General features: G+C 41.7%; 13 protein-coding genes and 1 pseudogene. 7 read left to right on the forward strand and 7 right to left on the reverse strand.

Annotation, left to right across the window (positions count from 1 at the left end; all coding sequences use genetic code 11):
- Positions 1–194 precede the first annotated feature (194 nt).
- Together ltaE and PPIS_RS22575 are read left to right on the forward strand one after the other, a co-directional pair.
- Entirely contained in the window at positions 195–1,205 is a 1,011-nt protein-coding gene (gene ltaE / locus PPIS_RS22570; RefSeq protein WP_010375280.1) for a low-specificity L-threonine aldolase, read from the forward strand.
- 87 nt (positions 1,206–1,292) lie between these two features.
- Positions 1,293–1,799, forward strand: coding sequence for a hypothetical protein (locus tag PPIS_RS22575; RefSeq protein WP_010375277.1), 507 nt, complete (start codon positions 1,293–1,295; stop codon positions 1,797–1,799).
- A gap of 61 nt (positions 1,800–1,860) precedes the next feature.
- Here the strand turns inward: PPIS_RS22575 and PPIS_RS22580 are convergent, their stop codons facing one another.
- From PPIS_RS22580 to PPIS_RS22595, 3 genes and pseudogenes are all read right to left on the reverse strand, one after another.
- Entirely contained in the window at positions 1,861–4,023 is a 2,163-nt protein-coding gene (locus PPIS_RS22580) for a TonB-dependent siderophore receptor (RefSeq protein ID WP_010375274.1), read from the reverse strand.
- A 105-nt stretch (positions 4,024–4,128) separates the two neighbouring features.
- A pseudogene (locus PPIS_RS25850) lies at positions 4,129–4,290 on the reverse strand (DUF2256 domain-containing protein).
- Positions 4,291–4,606: 316 nt separating this feature from the next.
- Positions 4,607–6,874 carry an aminotransferase class V-fold PLP-dependent enzyme gene (locus PPIS_RS22595; RefSeq protein WP_010375271.1) on the reverse strand — a complete coding sequence of 756 codons (2,268 nt, stop codon included), beginning with the start codon at positions 6,872–6,874 and terminating at the stop codon, positions 4,607–4,609.
- Between the two features lie 255 nt (positions 6,875–7,129).
- Between PPIS_RS22595 and PPIS_RS22600 the strand changes: the two genes are divergently transcribed.
- Both PPIS_RS22600 and PPIS_RS22610 read left to right on the forward strand, forming a co-directional pair.
- The gene (locus PPIS_RS22600; RefSeq protein ID WP_010375269.1) at positions 7,130–8,032 is read left to right on the forward strand and encodes a sulfite exporter TauE/SafE family protein; all 903 of its coding nucleotides are present in this window, start codon (positions 7,130–7,132) and stop codon (positions 8,030–8,032) included.
- 534 nt (positions 8,033–8,566) lie between these two features.
- Complete coding sequence (locus PPIS_RS22610) at positions 8,567–10,978, forward strand: TonB-dependent receptor (RefSeq protein WP_010375263.1); 2,412 nt, start codon at positions 8,567–8,569, stop codon at positions 10,976–10,978.
- 84 nt (positions 10,979–11,062) lie between these two features.
- Here the strand turns inward: PPIS_RS22610 and PPIS_RS22615 are convergent, their stop codons facing one another.
- From PPIS_RS22615 to PPIS_RS22630, 4 genes are all read right to left on the reverse strand, one after another.
- Positions 11,063–11,938, reverse strand: a complete 876-nt coding sequence (locus tag PPIS_RS22615) for an AraC family transcriptional regulator (RefSeq protein WP_010375261.1) — start codon at positions 11,936–11,938, stop codon at positions 11,063–11,065.
- A gap of 121 nt (positions 11,939–12,059) precedes the next feature.
- Positions 12,060–13,262 (reverse strand): response regulator, encoded by a 1,203-nt coding sequence (locus PPIS_RS22620; protein ID WP_010375258.1) that lies wholly within the window; start codon positions 13,260–13,262, stop codon positions 12,060–12,062.
- Between the two features lie 46 nt (positions 13,263–13,308).
- On the reverse strand, positions 13,309–14,514 hold the full coding sequence (locus PPIS_RS22625; protein WP_010375255.1) for an EAL domain-containing response regulator: 1,206 nt from the start codon (positions 14,512–14,514) through the stop codon (positions 13,309–13,311).
- Between the two features lie 28 nt (positions 14,515–14,542).
- The gene (locus tag PPIS_RS22630) at positions 14,543–19,237 is read right to left on the reverse strand and encodes an ATP-binding protein (protein WP_010375252.1); all 4,695 of its coding nucleotides are present in this window, start codon (positions 19,235–19,237) and stop codon (positions 14,543–14,545) included.
- 70 nt (positions 19,238–19,307) lie between these two features.
- Here PPIS_RS22630 and PPIS_RS22635 point away from each other — a divergent pair, with 70 nt between their 5' ends.
- The 3 genes from PPIS_RS22635 (at position 19,308) to PPIS_RS22645 (ending at position 24,114) form a co-directional block, all read left to right on the forward strand.
- Positions 19,308–19,793, forward strand: a complete 486-nt coding sequence (locus PPIS_RS22635; RefSeq protein WP_010375249.1) for a GAF domain-containing protein — start codon at positions 19,308–19,310, stop codon at positions 19,791–19,793.
- 528 nt (positions 19,794–20,321) lie between these two features.
- The gene (locus PPIS_RS22640; RefSeq protein WP_010375246.1) at positions 20,322–21,212 is read left to right on the forward strand and encodes a cation diffusion facilitator family transporter; all 891 of its coding nucleotides are present in this window, start codon (positions 20,322–20,324) and stop codon (positions 21,210–21,212) included.
- 118 nt (positions 21,213–21,330) lie between these two features.
- Positions 21,331–24,114 (forward strand): hybrid sensor histidine kinase/response regulator, encoded by a 2,784-nt coding sequence (locus PPIS_RS22645; RefSeq protein ID WP_010375243.1) that lies wholly within the window; start codon positions 21,331–21,333, stop codon positions 24,112–24,114.
- Positions 24,115–24,145: the final 31 nt, after the last annotated feature.

Below are 24,145 nucleotides of genomic sequence, written 5' to 3' on the forward strand. Positions count from 1 at the left end.
AGTTGTATTAAGTAAATGATCTATCTTGAAGCGGGGAAATAGCTTTAGTAGCAAGGCAAAAATTTTGATATTTAGTTGTTCTAAATGAGAAATTTTTAACGAAGCTAATATGCTATTTCACCCTTCAAATTGATTAGAGAATTAATTCAATTGGTATTATGCTGTGTGCTCCTCTTTTGACAAGGATAATATTGATGGATTTTAGATCTGATACGGTTACGCAACCGACCCCCGCCATGAAACAAAGCATGTTTGATGCACCGCTTGGTGACGATGTTTATGGTGATGATCCAACAGTAAATGCACTTGAACAGTTTGCGGCTGAGCGTCATGGTTTTGAGGCTGCGCTATTTACCAGCTCAGGTACGCAAGCAAATCTGCTTGCACTGATGAGCCACTGTGAAAGAGGGGATGAATATCTTTGCGGCCAACAAGCGCACAATTATAAATTTGAGGCGGGTGGTGCGGCTGTGCTTGGGTCTATTCAACCGCAGCCACTAGAAAACGAGGCCGATGGCAGTATTTGCTTAGAAAGAATTAAACAAGCAATTAAACCTGATGATTTTCATTTTGCGAAAACTAAGCTGCTTAGTTTAGAAAACACCATTGGTGGCAAGGTATTAAGTCTAGAATATATCGCACAAGCCAGAGCGCTGTGTGATGAGCGTGGCTTAAAACTTCACCTTGACGGTGCAAGAGTCTACAACGCAGCAGTTGCGTTAAAGGTTGATATCACAGAAATCGTAAAGTATTTTGATTCATTTACTATTTGCTTATCTAAAGGACTTGGTGCGCCGGTTGGCTCTTTATTGCTTGGTGATAAGGCGTTGATAGACAAAGCGAGAAGGCTTAGAAAAATGCTTGGTGGCGGTATGCGTCAGGCGGGTATGCTCGCGGCGGCTGGTCTTTATGCTTTGCAACATAATGTAGAGCGTCTCGAGGAAGATCATCAAAACGCGCAATATTTAGCTGAAAAACTTGAGCAACTGCCTGGGTTTAAGCCATGCAAGCACTTGGTACAGACAAATATTATCTTCGCTGAAGTGGAAGCTGGCATTGATCTTTTTGCGGCAGCAAAGCAGTTAAAGGTTAAGGGCATTAATATCACTCCAGGATATCAAGGCATGCGATTTGTGACGCATATGGGGGTGAGCCGCGCCGATGTGGATAAGCTAATAACAGAACTCACTAATTTGTTGATGTGATAGATGTTACACGTCTTTACATCGAGTGTATTTCATTTGGGAACGATTACTGCTAGTTTTGTGCGAAAGTTAAGCAAGGAAAATTTAATGTTCTCTTCGTTGATAAAGGCCACTTTTGGTATTTCTGCTTTGCTAATCAGCACCGCAAGTGTTGCCAATTCGGTCGATTTTTCTGCTGGTACTGGCTATCCATTTTTTGGTCAAATTGAACTGTCTCTTCCACAGGCCGATAGTAATAGTCGATGGTATGGAAATTATCTTATTGGTCTGGACGATGGGTTTTCTGTAGGCTATGAGAAAGCGGTGTCTGACAATAACAAACATGCGATAGGCGTGGTGTTAGGGGCTTTGGGAGCAAGAGATGCGGGCCCCGTATGTGAAGACGATGATAATATTACATGTGGTATTTTTGAGCCAATTATCGACCTCTTTGATAGTGAAACGACAAATGGTATCGGTGTAAGTTATAGCTACTATTTTACCAGTATCAATCAACCAGGTTGGCGGGTTAAATTGGTTGCAGGTTATGGTGAAAGTGATAGACATAACGTTGATCGCGCTGATGGCAGTTTAATTTTTAGCTATCAGTTTTAAGTCATCGCCCTATTACCATTGGTCTCGGTTCTAGGGCGATTTAGTTCTTATAATTTAATCGTTAAAACTTATACTTTACGTTAGCACTAATAGTTCTACGCTGTCCGTAGAAACAGTCTCCACGGAACAAACAGCTGGTAATAACCGTTTTATCGCTGACATTATCAACTTGCAAACTGAATTGATATTGTTCAATGTCATAGCCAATCATCATATCAACAAGCGTAAAGTTGTCGGTCACTAATTGCTGATGTAGTGTTTGTCCGTTTAGTTCAACTGTACGACTGCCATCGTAGGTTTCTCCCACATGTCTGATACCGGCACCAAATTTAAGCCCAGGAAGCCATTCGTCCGCGCGGTATGTCGCCCAAATTGAAGCTAAGTGCTTTGGTGTTGCTGAGAGCTGAGCATCATCTGTGATTAACGTAACCAAGTCCTGCGCTACATAGAGTTCTGTAGGTGACAGCGGAGAAACGTCTTGTTCCGTATCTGAATAAGAATATGCCGCATAAATATCAAGGTGCTGCCATTCAAGCTGGGCTTCAAGCTCGAATCCTTTTACCGCGATTTCACCGTCTTGTACTTCAAATTCGGGGGACACTTTTCGTATTTGATTTTTGTCTTTGATTTCAAATATAGATGCCGTGATAAGGTGTTCAGTACCTGTTGGCTGATATTTCAAGCCAAGTTCAACTTGCTCGCCCTCAAGCGGTTTATATGCGCCACCTTGTGGTTTTTGTCCAAATACAGCCTTAAATGATTCAGAATAGCTAGCATAGGGTGCTATGCCATTCTCAAACTGGTAAAGCACACCAATCCTACCTGTTGTGGCATTCTGACTATTCTTGATTGCACCTGCTGTTTGCACTTGATTTGAAACGTCATCATAGCGAAGTGCCGCATTGAGTACCCAGCTGTTTATTTCTGCAGTAACTTGTGCATAAGCACCAAGCTGCTTGTTATTTAGCGTATTTTCAGGGTTATCGACAACCGCAGTTGGTAACTCAGTGCTTTGTCCATACACTGGGTTATATAAGTCTAATGGTGCTGCAACGCCGCGGCCGCGATCAGAGTCAGTATCTGCATTTTGGTAATCAACACCTGAAACCATAGTGAGTTTAACCACATCCAGTTCCAAATATTTATGGAATTGAAGATCCATCGTCACACTACGTGCACTTGAATCGGTGAGGCTGGCGATACGCTTAACAGTGCGTTTGTCGGCTTCAAATTTTGGTGGCCAAGAATAAATGGTACGGTACTCGGATGAACTATCGCTGTAGCGACCGGAGAACTTAATATGTGTGTCTAAATCAAAGCTGTGCTCAACAATAGCGGTGATTGCTTGTTGCTCAGTATCATATTTATCCCAGCCTGGCTCGCTGACGAAACGCTCACTGGGAATTTGGCCATATTTTGCTGGTAGAATAGTGCCTTCATGCGGGAAGAATTGCGTTGAAGAGCCTGATTCATTTCTCTGAAGATTGGTAAGTAGGGTAATTTTAGTTTCATCTGAAGCAAGCCAGCTAAAGCTTGGTGTAAGCATCAGGGTGTTGTCATCAACATAATCGGTCTGCGTGCCGCTGTCTCGATACATGGCAACAGCACGTGCTTGATACTCTTGCAGCTCACCAAATGTGGTGTTGTAATCAAGTGCTAGTTGCTTACGGTCGTAGTTACCCACTTGTGCCCAGATCTCACCTTCAGTGTCTGCTTTTGGCAATTTTGATACTGCGTTGACGATACCACCTGTAGACCCTTGTCCGTAAAGTACTGATGAAGGGCCTTTTAAAATCTCGACGCTTTCAAGCGCATAAGGGTTAGTACGCGTGTTGTTGTAATTGCCAAACAGTTTTTGCAGGCCGTCAACATAGAGTAAGGGGTCGACGCCACGAATTTTAGACCAGTCGCCTCGAGTATCAACGCCATATGGCCCATTATAAACACCCGCAACATACCCAATCGCATCTTGCAGCGTTTCTGCACCTAAATCAGAAATACGTTGCGCTGTTAATACAGAAACTGAAACTGGCGTTTTGACGATAGGAATTGCTGTTTTTGACGCAGTAGCACTAACGTATGAAATCAGACCTCTTGGGCTAACTTCGATGATTTCAATGTCGTCTTTATCTTGTTTGGTTTGCTCTTGTGCAATTGCGGAGCAAGACAACGCCAGTGCAACACTGGCAATAAGGCTTGGATATTTGTATTTAAATGAGCGCATGATTAATCCCTATGATCTAAGTTTGCGCAAATGATATTGTAGATGAGAGTGATTATCAATATCATTGTTCTGTAATTTGCAAATATTACAAAGCTTTATTCTAGACTACGTATTGATGTGCCTTATATTTGAGCGGCGCTCGGCAGCACAGCGCTTTGAGCAGTACTTAACGTTTTCCCAATCTCTTTGCTATTTTTTCCGCCAATAAAACGGACGTTTGCAAATAGGGCATACTTTATAAGGTAGATTTGGTTTTTTATGAGCCATGTAAGGGTTATACCAATTAGTCTTAATACTTGCTCAATTTGACGGAGCAAATCTGACGCTAACTGCGTTAAAAATTTCTCATTTAGAACAACTAAATAGCAAAATTTTCGCCTTGCCTACACGGATGTAGGTATCTTGGCGATAGCAGGACGCGGTAGCGGGGTTATCGACAAGACTTTCTCGCCTCAAAATAGAGCACTTAATTAAGCCAATTGGTATTAGTCATTTTTAGTAGTCATACGGTAATGATGAAAAACGAGATCAAAAAAGCCCCATAGCAAGCGCTGTAGGGGCTTTAGAAAGGAAACGGTAAAGGTTATGCAGATGGAATGAGTGCATACCCTCCTTTTAAATGTCCGATATTATGAAAGCCAAGTCTCGCCAGCGCTTGTGCGGCAGCTTGTGAACGGCTGCCGCTGCGACACACCAACACCAACTCTTTCGACTTGTCTTGACTATGTTTGCAAATAAAGTCAGTAAGGCGGGTGAGGGGCACATTTTGATCAAATGCTCTGTCGTGGTTTAGGGCATATTCATGCGGTTCTCGTATATCAATTAACAGCACACTTTCGTTGTTTGCGATGTGGGCATTGAGCTCTTTTGTGGTGTACTCGTGCAATTCAAATTGGTTTTTAGTACAAACCGTTGCGCCACACATGATCTCGCTGCCAGCCTCATCAACAATGTTTTTGTCTATTTGTGCCTTTTTCTCGACAAATATATCAACAGCAATGTCATGTTGAAGCACACTATTTAATAGCAAATTACGATTACACTCTGCTGCTAGGGTGGTTGCAAACTCATTGTTGTAGTCGTGGCTTGGACATAACAAAGTATCGGATTCGATAAGTTGAGCAAGTAACTGAATGCTGTGCATCATCGCTTTTGATGAGCTGGTGGAGAAGTTGGTTCTACCTAGCGCCCCCATTAGGATTAGATCACCACAAAAAACGTATCTAATGGTGTACTCACCTTGCTGTTGCTCCAATAGCATAAAGGTGACGCTATCTTCCGTATGTCCAGGGGTGGCTAGTTTTGCAAGACGGTAGTGACCAATGGCTAGCGCTTCAAGTGGCTGGCCTTTAAATTCAATTTGTGTAGTTTGAGTAGGCCAGCCTAAATGGTCGCATGTTTGTTTTGGTAAAGTCAGTGCGGTTCGACTCGATTCGTGATCTGCGTGACCATGTGTATCAAGCGCAGCGAGCAGTGTTAGCTGCTGGCATTCCAATATCGTATTAAGACGCTCTACCAGCTCAGGAAGTGGATCGATAATAATCGCCGTTTTTGACTGCTTATCAGCAAACAGCCAACAGCATGCACCACCCACTTTGAATTGTACTAGACCGTCAAGCGCTTCTTTATTGTTAACGCCATTCGCCGCTTGCATGAGACAGCTGTGACCGAGTGCCTGAGCACAATGGAGAATGCGCTCACACGCCGCGTCTATTTCAGTTTGGGTTGTGGCAGGACCAAAAGACAGTCGAATAGCCGACTCGCTTTGCCATGCAGGGAGTCCCATGGCATCTAGCACAAAACTGCGCGTTACCTTTGAACTGCACGCTGAGCCCGAGCTGACACGGATGTTTGCTGCGTCGAACAAATCCATGATTTCTTTTGAGCTAAATCCCGGAATTGCAAAGTTTAGTGTAGTTGGAACGCTATTACTGAATTGATTATTAAATACAATTGTCGGGAACGCATCTTTAAGCGTTTGTGTCAGTTGATTTCGAAAATTGTGTAGTTTATCTACGCTTGCAAATTGGCTGTCATTTTCTTTTAGCAGTTCGTCAAAAATCACACTCAGTGCGGCAAGGCCTGGCAAGTTTTCTGTTCCTGAGCGTAAACCGCTCTCTTGACCGCCTCCTGCAATAAATGGCGTAAACGGTGCGGTTTCTCGAATATAAACAAAACCGATGCCTTTTGGTGCATAGAGCTTATGGCCGCTAAAAGGTGCGTAGTCAATTGTTGTTCTTGCTAGGTTTAAGCTGCGTTTGCCCAGCGCCTGCACACAGTCAACCATCCAAAAAATATCTGAATTATGCTTTCTTATTACTTCTTCTAATTTGTTCAGGTCTTGATATACACCAGTTTCATTATTAACAGCCATAGTGCAAATCATTAGCGCATTAGGCACTTCATTTGCGATAAACGCTAAATCCAGATTACCTGCACCATCAACTGGAATAGCTTTGACATCGGCATTAATTTCTAAAATTTGATTCCAATGTTTGAGTGATTCAGGCACCGCTTTGTGTTCAGTTGCCCCGTAAAGTAGCGTATATTTTTTGTTTGGCTGTATCTTCTTTTTTGCTTCACAAAGGGCTGATAGTATGCCGGTCTGGATGCCCTCGGTTGCGCCACTGGTGAAGATCACTCGACCATGACCAGAACCTAAAACAGCACGTGCTTTTTGACGAGTATGCTCCATCAGTTGCTTCGCTTGAAGGCCTGTAATATGGCTGCTGCTGGGGTTGCCAAACATGGTTTTCATGGTAACCAATGCTGCGTCTGCTGCTTGCTCTAATACAGGGGTTGTTGCATTAGCATCTAGATATATTTGAGGTAACACCGTTTCTACTGTCATGACTGAGCCTTTAGGTATAAGCAAATTACCGATATAACAAAAAGTAATAAGTAATTATTTATAGTTATAATAAGGGAGATAGGCGTACGTTTCAACTATTGAGGATGTGTTTCTTGCAGACTAGATAGAGTGATGTTTAATGTAAAATTAATTTGAAAAAAATGTATTCATCATGTTTAATTGCGTTCGCTCAAAGGCAAGGCGAGCAAGGTAATCGAAATGGTAAGGAAAGGCTCTTAGAGTAATGGATGAATGATGTTGCAACGAATAACAAAACCGACAATGTGGCCGTTATTTTTTACACTGGGTGTGTACGCTACGTTGATCTGGGTACAAGGCTTTTATCAGGCGCTTGGCCAAATTATCAGTGAATCCCATATTGCGCTTACCATGGCGTTGGGATCGTTTGTGGCAGGTGGAACGGCATTAGGTGGTGGCGCTGTTGCATTTCCTGTGATGACTAAATTATTAGATATAGATCCTGCTACTGCCAAGGTATTTTCTCTAGCGATACAAAGCTTTGGTATGACCGCGGCGACCATTACCATTTTCTGTCGCCGAATTCCGGTATATAAAAATGTTATTTTAATGGCGTTGCCAATGGCTGCGCTTGGTGTAACGCTCAGCCTATTATATATCGCACCTCTAGCACCTAGGCTCCTCGTTAAGTCTATTTTTAGTTTTTTGTTGCTCTGCTTTGCACTAACACTGATTTTAAGGTGGTGGCGTAAGGCACATCATCAACCTAGCAGTGAGTTTATCCAACCTAAAATGCTACGCTTTATGGTTGTAGCATTAATTGGAGGTATAGCGAGTGGATTGGTAGGGTCGGGTGCAGATATCGCACTCTTTGCCTTGTTGGTGATTGCTTATAATGCAGATGTGAAAAAGGCGACTGCAACCTCTGTCGTGGTGATGACGTTTACCTCATTGATTGGAAGTAGCATCAATGCGTGGCATCTCAATACGATCACCAGTGAAATAAATGGCTATTTGCTAGCGGCAATACCGATTGTGGTCGTTGGTGCCCCCTTAGGCGCTTATGTTTGTTCAAAAGTAAAAGTAGGGCATTTGGTCAGTTTTCTTTTAGTCTTGATTGGGCTTGAAGTGAGCTTTACCTGTTATGAGTTATATCCGACGCTGCTAGGTTTGTTTTAATCTAGGGCCTGTTTATCTTTCAAGTTTGTTTTTGCAGCAGTTTGATTGGTATTTATACAAGGCAGAGCCTGTGTAGCATAGTTGTTCTATGTGAGTCAGGCGATAACACAGTAGAAATGCCAATCAAGCGCTGCCCTTTGGGTTCACCTGAGTGCGTTTTGTTCATTGTTGCTCAACTTTTGCCTAGATTACTAGGCGGCAAGTCGAGCGTCGCGACCAAAATACACTCAGGAGAACAAAAATCAAACAGCAAAGGTCAACAGGCCCTAATGCGGTTTACAAAATTGGGTAAGCCGCGCAGCGAGGAAATAACGAAGTTAGATTACGCTCGCTAAATAAAAATATCCATCCGTTACACTTTATTATCATCTTTGCGTGTATTGCAAAAAACATTACAAATTTAAAATGTAAATGATAGTTGTTATCATTACTATTGTTTTGCTAAACTTCGCTCTCTCTCTGATAAATTATTTTCTGAAATAGGTATTCGTGGCTATTTCAAAAAGATCCAATTGCGTAGTTTGGAGTTAAAAAATGCAATACTCTCGCTCTTCTGTTCTTTCCGCCTCATGTGTTGCGGTTAAGCTAGCTTTACTAGGTACAAGCACAGCGGCTTTTGCTTCTGAAGACATAGAAAAAATCAGTGTCTACGGCAAACACAATAAAATTATTTTGCAATCTGGAACTGCAACTAAGTCTAATATGGATCTTATGCAGACCCCCGCAGCGGTTGTTGTTGTTGACAAAGAGCTACTAGATTCGCAAAGCGCAGCGACTTTACAAGAAGCACTACGCAACGTAAGTGGTTTATCTCAGGCAGGTAATAACTACGGCATTGGTGATTCGCTAATGGTTCGTGGCCTAGGCGTAAACTATACCTATGATGGTATGTATGGTGGTGCTGACTTAGGTAACAGCTTTAACCCAACACGCTCCTTAACCAACATCGAAAGTATTGAAGTGTTAAAAGGTCCTGCTACAGGCCTTTATGGTATTGGTGCAGCTGGTGGTGTAGTTAATTTAGTCGAGAAAAAGCCACAATTTGAACAAGCGCTTGCAATTAACGGTAAAGTGGGCGCATGGAATACTTATGGCTTGGGCGTTGATTTTACAGATGCAATTACTGACAAGCTTGCCTACCGTGTTGTTGCAAACCATGAGCGTAGCGACGGCTATCGAGATCTAGAATCTAATAGAGACGAAATCTATGCAAGCTTACGTTTCGACCCAAGCAGTGAGCACTCATTTTTACTATCAACGGCTTATATTGATGATTCGCAACAAGTAGATTCAATTGGCGATCCTGTACGCATTATTAACTGGGATAGCATTACTGGGCAACCAGGACTGGTTACAGCTGATCGCTTGCCAAATGACCCACAATATGATGCTGAGAAAGGTAAGTGGTTAGGTGTACAACTGAATGATGAACAGCGCGCGCAACTTGCTGAGTCAATCCGTATTGGCGATGGCTTAAAGCCTTTCAATCTTGGCGATGGGAATCTTATTTCTCCTTTATCTCGTCCTAATGAAGGTGAAGAGTTACGGATAAAGCTTCGTCACGATTGGTACTTAAATCGCAGCTCAAAGCTAACCCAGCAGATATTATGGCGTAGTTACGATTCGGATTTTGTTCGCCAAACAGGTGCTTATAATTATGTTTATTGGGAGCGCAATGGTGTGATCAATGCAAACCCAAGAGCCCCGCTTGTGATTGATGATGTGCTATATCCTTATGCGGCTCGCCGTCAAGAGTATCGCCGTCAAGTTGCCAGCGAAAAAACGTGGCAGTACTTTGCTGATTTACAGTTAACTTGGGATATGGGTTCTTTGAGCGGTGAGCACCTAGTTAGCGTTAACTATGAAAATCGTGATATGCGCTTAAAAAGTTGGTCTGCATATGATGCAGATGGTAAAGGCTCAATTCCATATATCTTAGATATTCGCGAGCCAAACTGGCCGACAGGCGAATTTGAGGATTATAACCCATCGCTACGCAGTAACTACGATAAAACACTTACGGCGTATGGCATTAGTGCACAAGAAGTGGTGTATATCACTGATGCACTAACTGCTCGTGCTGGCCTTGCATATACTAGCGTTGAACAAAAATATCAGCATTTGGGCACTGAGCGTTCACCTGAAGAGAGTGAAGAGCTGGACACGGATGATGCTGGTATGACGTATAATATTGGTTTGAATTATCAAGTGACCTCTCAGCTTTCTGCTTTTGTAAATATGGCAAAAGGTCGTACTGCATACAGTGTACTGGGTAGCCTAGAAAATGAAGCTGATGCGAACCGTAAAAACAGACCTGACTCGGAATCTGAAACGTTAGATATTGGTGTGCGTTTTACTGCGTTTGACGAAGATTTATTGGGGTCATTAGTGTGGTTTGAAACTAAACGCACAAACCTAATGTATAACAACCCTGAGTATAACGAGCAGCCTGGTGAAGACTACAATGTGAGTGTTCCACGCTATTTCTTCGATGATGAAGACGAGTCAAAAGGTGTAGAACTTGACTTAAATTTAGCATTGAACGACCAGATTAGTGTGAATATGAACGCAACCTATCAAGATGCTGTTGAGATCCGTTTGAATGAGCGCTCAGGTCAAATGAAAGGCGTGCCGAAAAAGTTTGCCAGCACGTGGATTAAATATACTCAACCCGTGGATTGGTTTGAGGGGGCGTTAGAGTACAGTCTTGGCATTAACTATGAGAGTGAACGAACAATTAACTCTGTTTCTTTCGGTCTGCCTACGGCAACCATTGATGGTTATACCCGCTGGGATGCTGCGATTAAGTTCGATGCTGAACAGTTCGATATTCAGCTAAACCTTGAAAACCTAACTGATGAGCGCTATTACAGTAAAGCATTGTTCTTAGGCGGTACGCCTGGCAACGAGCGTAATGCTAAGTTGAGCTTTAACTATAGGTTCTAAGGTTCACAAAGAACAAGGAGGGAAGTCCCTCCTTTTCTTAGTCACGTTTAGATCAGTTAATCCCTGAACAGGATAAAAAATCAGTTATTTAATGTAACAAGTGATACGAGTGAGAAGCTCGTGTGGTGGTGTATCTCTGACATCATTTAAGTACTCTTCGATAACAGGCACATCGGCAGGTTCAAACTCACTGTTTGGTAACCATTGTCCAAACAGATACTCGTAAGGTGTTTCAAGAGAAGCATAGTCACCTTGGTAAAGTAGGCTAGCTGTTTTGCCCGATGGAATGGCGAATTCACAAAGCTCATCAGGGAGGGATGCCGTTGTCTTTGGCACCAAAATTGTTGCCATTGATTTCAGTTTGCTTTCCTCTACGGTTTTTGGGTCGTCAAAATACACCCCAAAGAAACGCGTATCTCCACCTAATAAGCCTTGTTGTTGCGCCAGTACGTTTAACTTTTCAAATGCTTGACCGATTTGCATGTAATCGCCATGGTGCTCAAGCCCGATTAACATCATTTGCTCATTACTGCTTATTTCTACATTAAACATATTCGAATCCTCATCTACCTTAATGATATAAAACTCGGCCGCACAGCCTTTTGCCTTGGCCTGTTCATGTTGGCGGAATAGGCTAGGTGGTTGCTTATATCGTTGAGAAAATGCTCGGCTAAACGCTTCAATACTTGCATAGCCGGTCTGCTCAGCCACCTTTGCAATGGAGTCTTGGGTGCGAATTAACATACCTGCAGCAACATGTAGTCGCATTCTTCTCACGGTTGCATTGATGGTTTCCCCTGCGATTGAGCGATAAACACGGTGAAAGTGATAAGTCGACATATGGCATTGATCAGCAAGCGTGATCACATCAAGTTCGCGATTAATATTGTTATAGATGTAATCAATAACAATATTTAAGCGAGTAGTGTAATGGCTCAGGGTCGTTGCTTTTCTAGTCATCGTTCACTTCGTTGTTGGTTTATGCGGCCAATTACAACTCCGAAACTTACGTCAGAGCTGATATGGCTTATCATGGCAGAACTCGATTTGATAATGTTTGCTGATTTGTACTTTACGCAACTTATTGGTTTTCCGTAAGTGCTTTTTCCACGGCTTTTAAAATAGATGATTTGGTAGACGGTTTGGTGATGTACCCTGTGAGCCCCAAAGACGCCCACTTTCTGATTATATCTTTGTTTTTATTGCTAGTTAGCGCAATGATAGGAAGTTTTTTACAATGTGGAATATTGCGAATATTTTTGGTTGTATTGTAACCATCAAGCTCTGGCATAAATAAATCCATAAATACCATGGTGAATTTATGCTTTCTCAATGTTTTTATAGCGCCTAACCCACTGGTTTCACAGTCTACTTTATACCCCTCATCACGTAGGATCTTGGCTATCATTTCACGGTAGATTTCGTTGTCTTCCACCACCATTATTTTTATTTCTTCTTGTTTGGTTTCAAGCGCTTTTGGCTCACTGACATCGACTTCACCCGTATCACCCACAGGCAATACATTTTGCGCTAATTGCGCGCACTTAGAGTTGTCTTTTTCGCTCAGCAATGCAGTAAGCTCAGCGATAGAGAATTGTTTGTCTTTTAATCGCTTCGTTAATTCATGAACACTCTCAGCAAGCTGATGTTCTAATTCATCCAACAGTGGTGATAAATGTTTTTGTTTTAATTCATTTAGTAAGTCATCTTGAACTTTATTAATCCCTTTTTCATTGTCGAGATTACGTCTTACCGTTTGTAGCGTCTCATCCGCTTTTTGGTGGTACAAGGCTGCATCATCAATCAATTGCTTTAGCTTGTCATCTATGCGACCAAAATGTTCCTCTCTGATTTTGGCAACTTCAGATGTACCTTCTGTGCGAACCAAGGCATTATGTAGGATCATACGAAATCGGTAGTTCTCATACATAGGTTTGTAGACAAAGTAATCGGTAAAAATACCTTTCATACAACACCGAAAGGCCACGCCAGACTCTTTGTTTTCACACAACAAAATGTTCTCATGAGCATAATTAAGCAAGCCGTGCTTGGCAAGCAAGCTATAGATTTCGACACTTTTTGCGACCGTTTTTCGAGCAATAACGATGACACCAGGTGGAGACTCAGTTAGCACCTCTGCTACTTCTTTATGACTAGTGAGAGTACGGTATTCATTGACTTGAGAAGCAACAATATCGACAACGCCAGTCATTTCAGCTGGATCGTCACAAATAATAATCACTTTTGGATGTCGTTGTGCGTGTTCAACGTCTTTTTTATGCATAGATTCCCTCTGACTATGAGAGTACAACACAGCCCATTAATTTTAATTATTTACTAGAATGAGACTTTTGCAATGCGGATTCTGAGACAGTTTGCAAAAACTCTGATGGCGTACACGGTGGATAGTAATAATAGCCTTGAACTGATTCTACTTCGTAGCTCTGTACAACGACGAGATCTTCAACCTCTTCGACACCCTCAGCGACGACCTCTAGTCCAAGTTGGTGAGCCATCTCACAGGTGCTCGCGATAATGACGCGTTTGTTGGGTTGCGTTGAACAGCCATCAACGAAGCATCTATCGATTTTGAGTTCATCAAACGGCAACTCGTTAAGTTGCTTAATAGAAGAATATCCAGTACCAAAATCGTCAATAGACAGCTTAAAGCCTTTAAGTTTTAAACGCAGCAACACATCAAGCGCGCGCTTGATGTTTTCCAACAAGTGACTTTCAGTTAGCTCTAAAGTGATTTGAGAGGTGGGTGTGCAATACTCTTCGCAAATGGACTCGAGTTTTTCTGGGAGTTTTATGTCTTCTAGCTCTTTAACGCTCAAATTAATACTGAACTGAAGCGCTTTAAGAATATCTCGATTATAGCTAAGCAAGGACAAGGTTTGTTTTAACAAACTATATGAAAGCAAATGAATAAGATTATGCTCTTCCATTGTCGCGATAAACTGTGAAGGTGGCACTGTGCCATCGGTATTATGATGCCACCTTGCAAGTACTTCTGCGCCAATAATTGCACCGGATGGACTGGCGACTTTTGGTTGGAAATAAGCACAAAACTCTTCTCGCAATAGCCCCTCATAGATCTCATCTTTACTATAGTTTTGTAGTGCGTGTTGGGACTTAGTGGATGTATTTTGAGACTGGAGCTGACTGTAAAGTTCTTTTAGTTTGGTTGCAGAGAGTGGCTTTTCTAAACTAGATATAATGGTGAGGCCATGAAGCTCAGCCAGTGCTGCGGTATTTTTGATGAATAGGCCTTTTTCGCCACTTAGTAATGCGATAGGTGCTTGGATGCTTAGTTCGGCAAATTTTCGCAATATCTCTACACCATCCATTTGCGGCATGTTGATATCAAGCAAAATGAGGGAAGCTTGATGGAGCTCTTGACTTCCTAATGCAGACAGGCCGCTGTTAAACCCTTTAAAAGTGCATGGTGTCTGGTTAGAAATCAACAATTGCAATTGCGTAAGAATAAGCTCGCTATCATCAATCGCAATAATAAGGTGCTTTTCATTTATCATACATACTAGGCCTGAGTTTTAGCACGTGTTACGTGAGATCTTCCACATTAAGTATAGAAGCGATTTCAGCTTGTGCATTATCAAAAAGCATCAAACATTGATTCAATAAATTTTCAATTTTTATGTGCTTACCTTCACTTGCTGCATGCTCAAGTTCTGCCATTTTTTCAGAGAGTTGTGTTGCGCCGACTGCTTTTGCCGAGGTTTTCCCTTGATGTGCAATATTCTTGACACTTTCAGGATGTTCTAGGTCTACCCCTTGTAACAGTTTTTTTGTGTCGTCAACAAAGCTTCTTAAGAAAATACTCTGTAGCTCTTTATCTGTACCTACATATTCACTGAGTATCACCAAATCGATATGTCTGGTTGGCGCATCTAGTTCCTCAATCAGTGAGGGAGGATTCTCCGCTTCTTGGCTGTTTGTTGGAATGTTGCTTGAAAACCATTTTTTTAGCTTTTTGTTTAATTTTTGCAAGACAATGGGCTTTGCAATGTAATCGTCCATCCCGGCGTTAAAACAAATATCTTTCTCACCGTCTAACGCATTAGCCGTTGCTGCAATGATAGGAATGTGCTCTAGATTGCGTTCACGTTCATGCTCGCGACGCTGTTTTGTGAATTCATAGCCATCCATCACTGGCATATGGCAATCTGAAATAATAAGCGAAAAGTGATACTGTTCGAGTAGCTGCAAGGCAACTTTACCATTGTCGGCGATAATGCATTGATAGCCTAGCAGTGCCAGCTGTCTTTTGAATAAATCCTGATTATAAACATTGTCCTCAACGACTAAGATAAGCTTGTTAAGTGCTTGGGCATCACTAATTGTAGGCAATGTCTTAAATTTAGTATCGCTGTCGTCATTTGTTGATTCACTGTCGATTAGCCCTTCTAAGGTGGCGATGTGTGAAACGACTTTATACGCATAATAAGGATATAGTGCGAGGTTTGAGACGTTGATATTATTTGCATGCGGAAGCTTATCCTGATTATTGTCTAGCAAAATATACTTGCACTCGCTTTCCGCGATGAAAACTTCTTTTCCTTCTGTAGTGAGTTGTTGGAAGGCTTCTGCAGTGATAACGAGATAATCAAATTGTTGACTATCAATTAGTTGCGCATTAAACAGTTCTCGAGGGAATATTTCACATTGGGCTTCATAGATGCGTAGTTGATTTTGGAGGTCCTTTTCAAATTTGTCCTCGTCGCCCACTACGGCAATTTTTAGTCTGTCTAAGGTTAAGCTTATAGCGCTGGTTTGTTTTGGCACTTCACAGTATGGCAGAGTAACAATAAAGTTGCTGCCAAAGCCCTCTAGGCTTCTACAGTCAATTTCCCCCTCCATCATGGCAACAAGTTTGTGGGTAATGGAAAGGCCCAGTCCGGTACCGCCATATTGGCGTTGAATACTGCTATCTGCTTGAACAAATGGCTTAAAAAGGTTTTCTACTTGTTCTTCGGACATACCTTTACCATTGTCTTTCACGCTAATTTCCATATAACCATCATCGGGAGAGCGCCCAATAGTCACTTCTACAAAACCGGAGGCTGTGGCGGTAGTTTTGGTGAATTTTAACGCGTTACCGATTAGATTTAATAAAATTTGGCGCAGTCTAACCGGATCCCCTAATTGCCAATTCGGTAACTGTGGCGAAAGATAAAAGGCAAGCTTGAGCTTTTTAGAGTCCGCTTGATATGCAAGGAGCTCCGCGAGTTCTTTAATAATTTCTTGCCAGCTAAATGGTGTGGATTCAAGTTGCATTTTTCCAGCTTCGATTTTTGAAAAGTCTAATATGTCGTTAATTATTCGAAGTAGCACCAATGCTGAACTTTTTGCGACTTTGGTGAGGTGAGATTGCTCATGATCAAGGTTAGATTGGGCAAGAATATCCAGCATGCCTACCACGCCGTTCATCGGCGTTCTTATCTCGTGACTCATTGTTGCTAGGAAACGAGACTTTGCTTCACTTGCTTGCTCTGCTTTTATGCGAGCTTGCTCAAGCTCTGCAGAAAAGTTGATACTTTTAGTGATATCATTCTGGTAGATGAGAGTGTATTTCCCTGAATCTGTAGTGATGTTTTTCACTAACACGTTGAACCAGTGCAGGATATCTTCACTGACATACTGGCACGTCGTTAGTGCTTGATATTGTTCTTTGTCTTTTGCCTCTTCTAACATGGACAGTAATTCGCTATCGTCTGTCATTGGAAGCTGGGTAATAAATGCTATAACGTCAGAGCCTTTGTTGAGAGAGCTTCCCATGAATTGGTATTCGTTGTGATCAGTTCTTTTGATGTGTTCGTTAAACTGATTCAGCATAGCTATATGCTGGTCTTCATCAATTAGCAGGATAAATGCTGGAAATGAATCAATGGCTTCTTGAAGCAGCTTTTCTGTCGACTTTTGGACTTTGAGTAAATGCTGCGCTGACATTCTTTCCACATCAGCTTCATGCATTTTTTCTAGGGCCTCTTTTCTCGCGGCGACGAGTTCCTTTTGTATTCTCTTTTGGCGATTGCTTTCATTAACTTGATTCGTTACATCTTTTACAACCCCGACAACAAACTGCGAATTTTCACTTGAGTAGTATTTTAAATTGAGAATGACATTTAGATATCTAGTTGAAGACTCGTCTCTTATTGTCAATTGAAGTTCACTAGATTGATCGTGAGTTAAGGAACGTAAGTTTGATTGCAACTTCTTCCTATTGTCACTATCGAGTAATTTTATAATTGGTTTTAAATTATGGTACTCAAGTTCGGGAGTTAAGTTAAACAGCGTCCTAAAGCCTTCAGAGGTATGTGCTAGGTGTTGTCCAACAGCCACCTCAAAACTGCCGATGGCGGCAAGCTTCTCAGATGAGTTCAATAAAGTTTGGCGCTTTTGGATAGCGTCTTTTGCAGCTTGCTTGTCTAATTTTGCTCTTTGTTGGGCGCGATAGCTAACTGCTAAACCAAATAAGCAAAATGCAACTAATGACAACACCTGCCAGATAAACTTAATTTCTATGGTGTAGAAGAGATCTTGATTAAATGCTTCACGTGAATAGGCATAGGTACCCACTTGAAGCTCCTGATCCCAGATTTTTGCACTTAGAAAGTCGGTTTGGTCAAGATTATTAGTAAGCAGTAATTGGCTTAATGGAGTATGTGTTCCGCTAATTTTAATCGCTTCGACTTCCTGCTTAGTGTAGTAACCTGATGCGTTTTCTAGACGAGTATCAAGACTGAGTTCTAGGCTGCCAAGTAACACATCTAGTTGAGCTTCGTACCAATACAGTGTTTGCGTCAGCCCCTTATCGGATAGCCCAAGACCCGTCATAATCAATATACGGTGGCCATCATTACCCCTTATGATTTGTGTAACTACCCCTCCACGGTGCAAACTTTCTTGATATTGAGAATAAAACGACGCGATCTGGCTTTTGTCTATATACGGAGTGTTATTAAGCTTATTAACGTCTAGCGTTTGCAACTGAGATGGTTTAGTGAGATTGGCATTGGTACCAATACTGGCATATCTAAGGCTTTCTATATGTGGCTTATACCATAGCGTTTTAAGGTGGTTGATACGCTCTAATGAGTGGTTGTTTAGCTGCCTAAGAGTTTGCACTTCAGAGAGGTACAATAGCTGCTTTTGGCTTGCAAAATGTTCCACAAATAGCACGGCAAGTACTGACGAAAATATTACAATGAGCTGTGCAGTTTGTGTTCTAAGCGGTGCCGTTTTATATATTTTTAATTCGGTAAACGCTTTAATCAATAGGCAAATTAAAATGATATAAAGCAGTGCAATAGTTAAAGAGATAATGAGTGAGGTTTGAGCTCGCTCTTGTGACTTTTGCATGGATGCAGAAGCTGACTCTTTCATATATTTAAGTAGATTCAGACTGCCACTAGCGAGCAGGTTCAAATAGGCAGTACTGTTATCCCACCACACATAGTGTGGTAAGTTGGCTTCAGCTCCACGGCTAAAGCGGTTTAAGGCTGAGGTGACATAGTCATACTCTCTAGACGCCGTAGCAGCATTGTATAGCTGTACGGTATTTTGATTATCTTTGAGGCTGTCCATCAGTGTGACATGAGTGGCGTAGTATTGTAGCGCACTTCTCATTGCACTTAATCTAGTGGCCTCTTCATCTGCCGTTAGGTATCGGCTGATCTTCGCTCTGAGTCTGCCCCCTAACTCTATCGCTCTGATAAGTGTGTGAATATTCTGATATTGTGTTTTGTCCTCATTGCTACCAAAATTATGGATGAAGGACTGCTCAGTTTGTATGGTTCGGACTGTATCGATTAAGTGATTTATCAAAATTGTGTAGCGAAGAAATAGTTGCTCGTGATTGATATTTGCTTGTCTATTGAGCTTTCTCAGTGTTTGTATATCGTCTTTTATGGTCAATTGAAACTGATCGAAGTTATTAATGCTCGTGAGTTTTTCAGCTGTGAGTCTTGTTATTTTTTCGTCTGTTTCCTGATAATATGCCAGTAGCCGCGCGTCGTGTTCTTCCTCGGACTTAAATCCCGTGGACATGCCGCGTTCACGTTGCAGACTAAAGATCACTTCAATTGCTTTATCTAGGGCGGAAAGGTTGTTGTAGTATAAAGTCAGACTCTGGTGAACCACACGATTTTTATTAAACTCGTTAATTTCGAGGTAAAAACCACTTAAGCAGACTAGGGAAAAAAAGGTTAGGGAGATTATTTTAAAATACTTGCTCACATTTGCCACCTGCGTTATCTCACAAAACAAACTATAGTAGAAATATAAACACTGTCTAATTAAGTAGATTATGAAAATCCCTGAGTTACCTGAAAACGAACATGCCAGATTACATGCGCTTAGGGAGCTTGCGATACTCGATACAAAACCAACACTTGAATTGGACCGAATTACTCAATTTACAGCCCATGTTTTTGATGCTCCAATTGCATTGGTGAGTCTTGTTGACAAGGACAGACAGTGGTTTAAATCCCGCTTTGGATTAGATGCTGAGCAAACGTCTCGCGACGTTTCATTTTGCGGCCATGCAATATTAGAAGACACGGTATTCGTAGTTTCCGATACGCTCGAAGATCCTCGCTTTATGGATAACCCTTTGGTGTTAAATGCCCCACATATTCGATTTTATGCTGGTGCGCCTATCATATTGTCCAGCGGCTTTCGTATTGGAACCGTGTGTGTTATCGACTTAGAGCCCCGAGAGTTGAGTGAAGCTGACTGTGAAATACTAAGGCAAATTGCAAACGACGTTGTGACTCAACTGGAGAAAATCTAATTGTACTTTTGCGCAAGTAAAAACGATAAAGTTGCGCAAGTAAAAACGATAAAGGCTAAAATTTTCCATAAAGTCGGCCGTTATAGTCGCAAATATTAGTGCATTTAGCTCGTGGAAACGTTACAATTGAGACTGTATATCATTGCCATTTAGGGCAATGTTTAAACGATAACTAACCTGAGGTTTGGATAAGGAATGAGGTAACTCATTGCTTCTAAAGTAACATTAAATTACTTCTTTATCTAGCCAGAGAGTTTTGGTGATAACTGGGCGAATTTGCGCACTAATAGCTGGCTATTGGAAGTGAATTCAACGCAGTTAGCGCTAAAACTGGCTGCTAGAAAGGCATTAATTATCCTAAGCTCAGGTTAACTACGTATATTTCTAGATCTATTTCTGTATTTTTGAATCACGGCTTTTTCCTACACGGTATAAAAGATAAGGTGAGGTGCATTTAGTCAAATGGCTCCATCTTATGTTGTGGTTGTACGTAGCATCTTATATTTAATTAGGTACACGACTCATTTCATGACAGATATCACTACGCATCAAGCTTCTCGCCGGAGACTACTGATTGCGCTCGCAATCACTTGCTCTTTTATGATCATTCAAGTTATTGGTGCTTATTACGCTAATTCTCTCGCAGTATTGGCTGATGCTGGACACTTGTTTGTTCACAATAGTTCCTTGTTTATCGCGTTGATAGCGTCAAGTGTGGCAGTCTATCTTGCTAAAACATATAACGATGGTTACAAGCGGGCTGAATATACTGGCGGGCTTATCAATGGCATCCTCTACCTTTCAATTGCGGTAATTATTTTACTCGAAGGGAGTGAGCGGTTGTCTCATCATGCGGGCGGTCATGACCTAGAGGTGAACAGCTATTTAATGTCTATGATTGCTGCAATTGGGTTTTTGTTTCACGGCGCTTCCGCTTGGGTGTTGTACAAAGGCCGTAAAGACAGTATTAACGTCTATGCTGTTTTCTTGCACTCATTTTTTGATTTACTTTCCACCATATCGACATTTATCGCAGGTGTGATCATACACCTCACAGGCTGGGAGGTGGTTGATATTCTCTCGAGTATGCTGATTTCTGTCTTTGTATTGTTTACGGGTATTAAGGTGATAATTGCTTGTCTTAAAGGGCTTGCTACACCTCCAGAAGTTTTGCCTACGGTTCAAGAAGTTGAGAGAACGATTGTGTCTACCGAGCATGTTGAAAGCGCCCATAATATTACGGTTAGCAAAATTGATGGGGCGGTTGTCGTTGGTGCACATGTGGTATTAAAGCATCACTGTACTATTGAATCTCATGATTCAGCGTGTCGTGTAGAAGTGGAAGAAGCGTTGAAAAAGTCCTTTAATGTACTGAGTAGTGTGCTACAAATAGAGAGCCATGATTGCCCTCATCATTAGGGTAAACATATCCTAATATGTGATATATTTTTTAGTTATTTGTTACACTACCTTGGCAGGTTTTAAAATATTTTTTATTGTTATACATAGGCAGTATCACAAACCGGTGGTGTAACATTTGAATCAAAAGCAAGCGCTCATCATAACTTTAGTCTTAGGTGTATTAGGCGGGCTGGCCAATCTGTTGCCAATTTGGTTTTTGGATAGCTCTGAGTTTCTTTTTGGCCAGCTGTTTGTACTATTTATCCTGCTACTATGCGGATGGCGCTATGCCATTATTGCTGTGATTATTGGTGCCGGCTTTATTTGGTATCGATGGGAGCATGCTTGGCCCTCTGTGGTTTTTTTCTTCGAAGTGTTGTGGCTTCACTTTGTTTGTGTCCGTTTCGCCAAGCCATTTTTTGTTCGGGGTATCGTTTATTGGATTTTGTTGGGTTTGCCTGCATTATTTATTTTTGGCTATTTTGCCCTCGAACTGCCGCTACTCGTTATATTCACTGCACTGGCTAAGTACCTAATCAACGCAGGTATTTGTCTCGCTGTGGTCGACTTGCTGAGCTTTTTCTTTACTCGCAGCAAGTGGCAAGGGATGCCGCTCAATCAAATTCTTAATTCTACCGTCAACCTTGTTATCGTTTTGGTTGTATTGATGACAACCGTTGTATTGACAAACAATTACTACAAAAGAATTGAAGCTGAGATAAAAACACAGCTTGAAGAAGCCTCTGGTTCAATTGTCGCTCAAATTGATGACTACCTTGATGCATATCGTCGCGCGATGGTGATATCCGCAACGGATGTATCCTTAGGGATTGATGCTGATTATGTTATTGAGCGGTTGCTAAAAACTCACGCTAATTTTAGAACCGCGATTGTTGCGGACAAAGATGCTAATGTTACTCACCTTTATCCGCAGCATTTTGCTGATACGATGAAGGGAACAAATGCCAATGTATCTGATAGAGATTATTTTATTAAAGCATCTGAATACCCCGAAGGATTTGTGTCGGGCATATTTCAAGGACGAGGTTTTGATGAAGCACCTATCGTAGCAATTTCAGCACCAATCTTTATCGCCGAAGAGTTTAAAGGGATTGTGGAAGGGTCTTTAATATTTGGCTCGTTTGAACGCTTTATTCCAAAAATCCTTGCTGAAGATGCTAACTTGATTGTGTTGGATAAACACAAAAGGGTCGTTTATAGCTCGTTAAAGACCGAATTTAAAACCCTGGATATGCCAAGTGACGTGGTGTTGCAGGCCTTATTTGATAAAGAATCCTCAACTTTTGAAGATTCTACCGAGCAAATCTTGTTTAAACAGGCTGCGGTATCTAAACAATATGAATGGTCAGTTATCACTATGCTCGACCGTAAATATCTTAACTTAGTTGCTGCTGAAGCCTGGTCAGATGCATTAGGACTTGCGCTTGCGATTATTGTATTGAGCTCTATTTTTGTCCGTCAACTCACGAGATTGTTGGTGCGTCCAATCGTGGCGCTCAGTCATGATATTCATGCTTACGAACCTTCAACTTTAATCGAAAATTCGGCCAATGCAGATAGCAGCTTTTTAGAAATAATTGAGTTGCAGCAGCAGTTCAATCAGTTGGCGTTTAAGCTAACACTGAGTTTTACAAAGCAAAACCAAGCCAGCCTAGAAAACGAAAGACTTAACCGCAAGCTTACCGACTTCAATCGTGAGTTAGAGCAGCAAGTTGCTGAGAAAACGGAAGAGCTAACCAAAGCCGTTGAAGCCGCAAATGCCGCCAACCATTCCAAGAGCCGATTCCTCGCCAATATGAGCCATGAAATTAGAACGCCGTTAAATGGAATTATCGGTATGTCGGATAGCTTGATCAGAGAGCAAAGCCTTAGCAATGAGATGGCAGACCAAATAACAATTATACGGCAATCGGCAAAGAATCTAATGCTTATCCTCAATGATATTTTGGATTATTCTAAAATTGAGGCGGGAGCTCTGAAAATAGAACGTCGAGTTGTGAACTTGCAAGAAATGCTCGACAGTCTGGTCAGCATTTTTAAAATTTCCAATGTCAGATATGGCGTTGAGTTTAAGTACGAAAAGGGTAGTGAACTACCTACATACCTTGAGTTAGATGAACTACGCGTATCACAAGTGGTAAATAATTTACTCAGCAATGCTGGAAAGTTTACCAATAAAGGCCAGATCACATTCTCCGTCCATTATGACAGTGGGATATTAAAGTTTACCGTTGCTGATACTGGGATCGGCATTTCAAAAGCGCAACAGGAAACGTTATTTCATGAGTTTACACAGGCTGATCTTTCAACCACAAGAAAGTTTGGTGGTACCGGACTTGGCTTAGCCATTTCTAAAAAACTAGTTGAAGCGATGCATGGTGAGGTAAGGGTTCACAGTGAACTTGGGCTTGGTAGTCAATTCTATGTAGATATTCCGGCCTCGAAAGGACAGGGCGTCAAGAGAGAGCAACAAGAAGTTGGGGCACCTGATTTCAACGGCCTTGATATTCTATTGGTAGAAGACAATAAAATTAACCAAGTGGTTGTTGGTAAGTTGCTCGAGAAAACTCATTGCTTGTTAGACAAAGTGGACGACGGAGTCGAAGCCTTAGTAGCGATGAAGGCGAAGAACTATGCCTTGGTTTTAATGGATTGCCAAATGCCGAATATGGATGGCTTTGCTTGTACCAAAGCAATCAGAAACGAGCCAAGTATATACGGCAATCCACATATTATTGCGATAACAGCCAACGCCTACGAGGAAGATAAACAAAAATGTATCCAAGCGGGCATGGATGATTTTATTGCAAAACCCATTGATATTAATGAACTCTATCAAAAACTTAGTGAGTGGCAGCGCTCAGAACTACCTGATAGTGAAACGCTAGATAAGGGCTAACGCTTGTTAGCCCGCAGTCACTACATTAAAG

Origin of the sequence: Pseudoalteromonas piscicida, assembly GCF_000238315.3 — a bacterium.
GTDB lineage: Bacteria > Pseudomonadota > Gammaproteobacteria > Enterobacterales > Alteromonadaceae > Pseudoalteromonas > Pseudoalteromonas piscicida.

Coding starts and splice junctions, on each gene's coding strand:
- PPIS_RS22635 (WP_010375249.1), top strand. CDS start 19,308: ATGAAAATCCCTGAGTTACCTGAAAACGAACATGCCAGATTACATGCG.
- PPIS_RS22595 (WP_010375271.1), bottom strand. CDS start 6,874: ATGACAGTAGAAACGGTGTTACCTCAAATATATCTAGATGCTAATGCA.
- PPIS_RS22640 (WP_010375246.1), top strand. CDS start 20,322: ATGACAGATATCACTACGCATCAAGCTTCTCGCCGGAGACTACTGATT.
- PPIS_RS22620 (WP_010375258.1), bottom strand. CDS start 13,262: ATGCATAAAAAAGACGTTGAACACGCACAACGACATCCAAAAGTGATT.
- PPIS_RS22625 (WP_010375255.1), bottom strand. CDS start 14,514: ATGATAAATGAAAAGCACCTTATTATTGCGATTGATGATAGCGAGCTT.
- PPIS_RS22615 (WP_010375261.1), bottom strand. CDS start 11,938: ATGACTAGAAAAGCAACGACCCTGAGCCATTACACTACTCGCTTAAAT.
- ltaE (WP_010375280.1), top strand. CDS start 195: ATGGATTTTAGATCTGATACGGTTACGCAACCGACCCCCGCCATGAAA.
- PPIS_RS22610 (WP_010375263.1), top strand. CDS start 8,567: ATGCAATACTCTCGCTCTTCTGTTCTTTCCGCCTCATGTGTTGCGGTT.
- PPIS_RS22600 (WP_010375269.1), top strand. CDS start 7,130: ATGTTGCAACGAATAACAAAACCGACAATGTGGCCGTTATTTTTTACA.
- PPIS_RS22580 (WP_010375274.1), bottom strand. CDS start 4,023: ATGCGCTCATTTAAATACAAATATCCAAGCCTTATTGCCAGTGTTGCA.
- PPIS_RS22575 (WP_010375277.1), top strand. CDS start 1,293: ATGTTCTCTTCGTTGATAAAGGCCACTTTTGGTATTTCTGCTTTGCTA.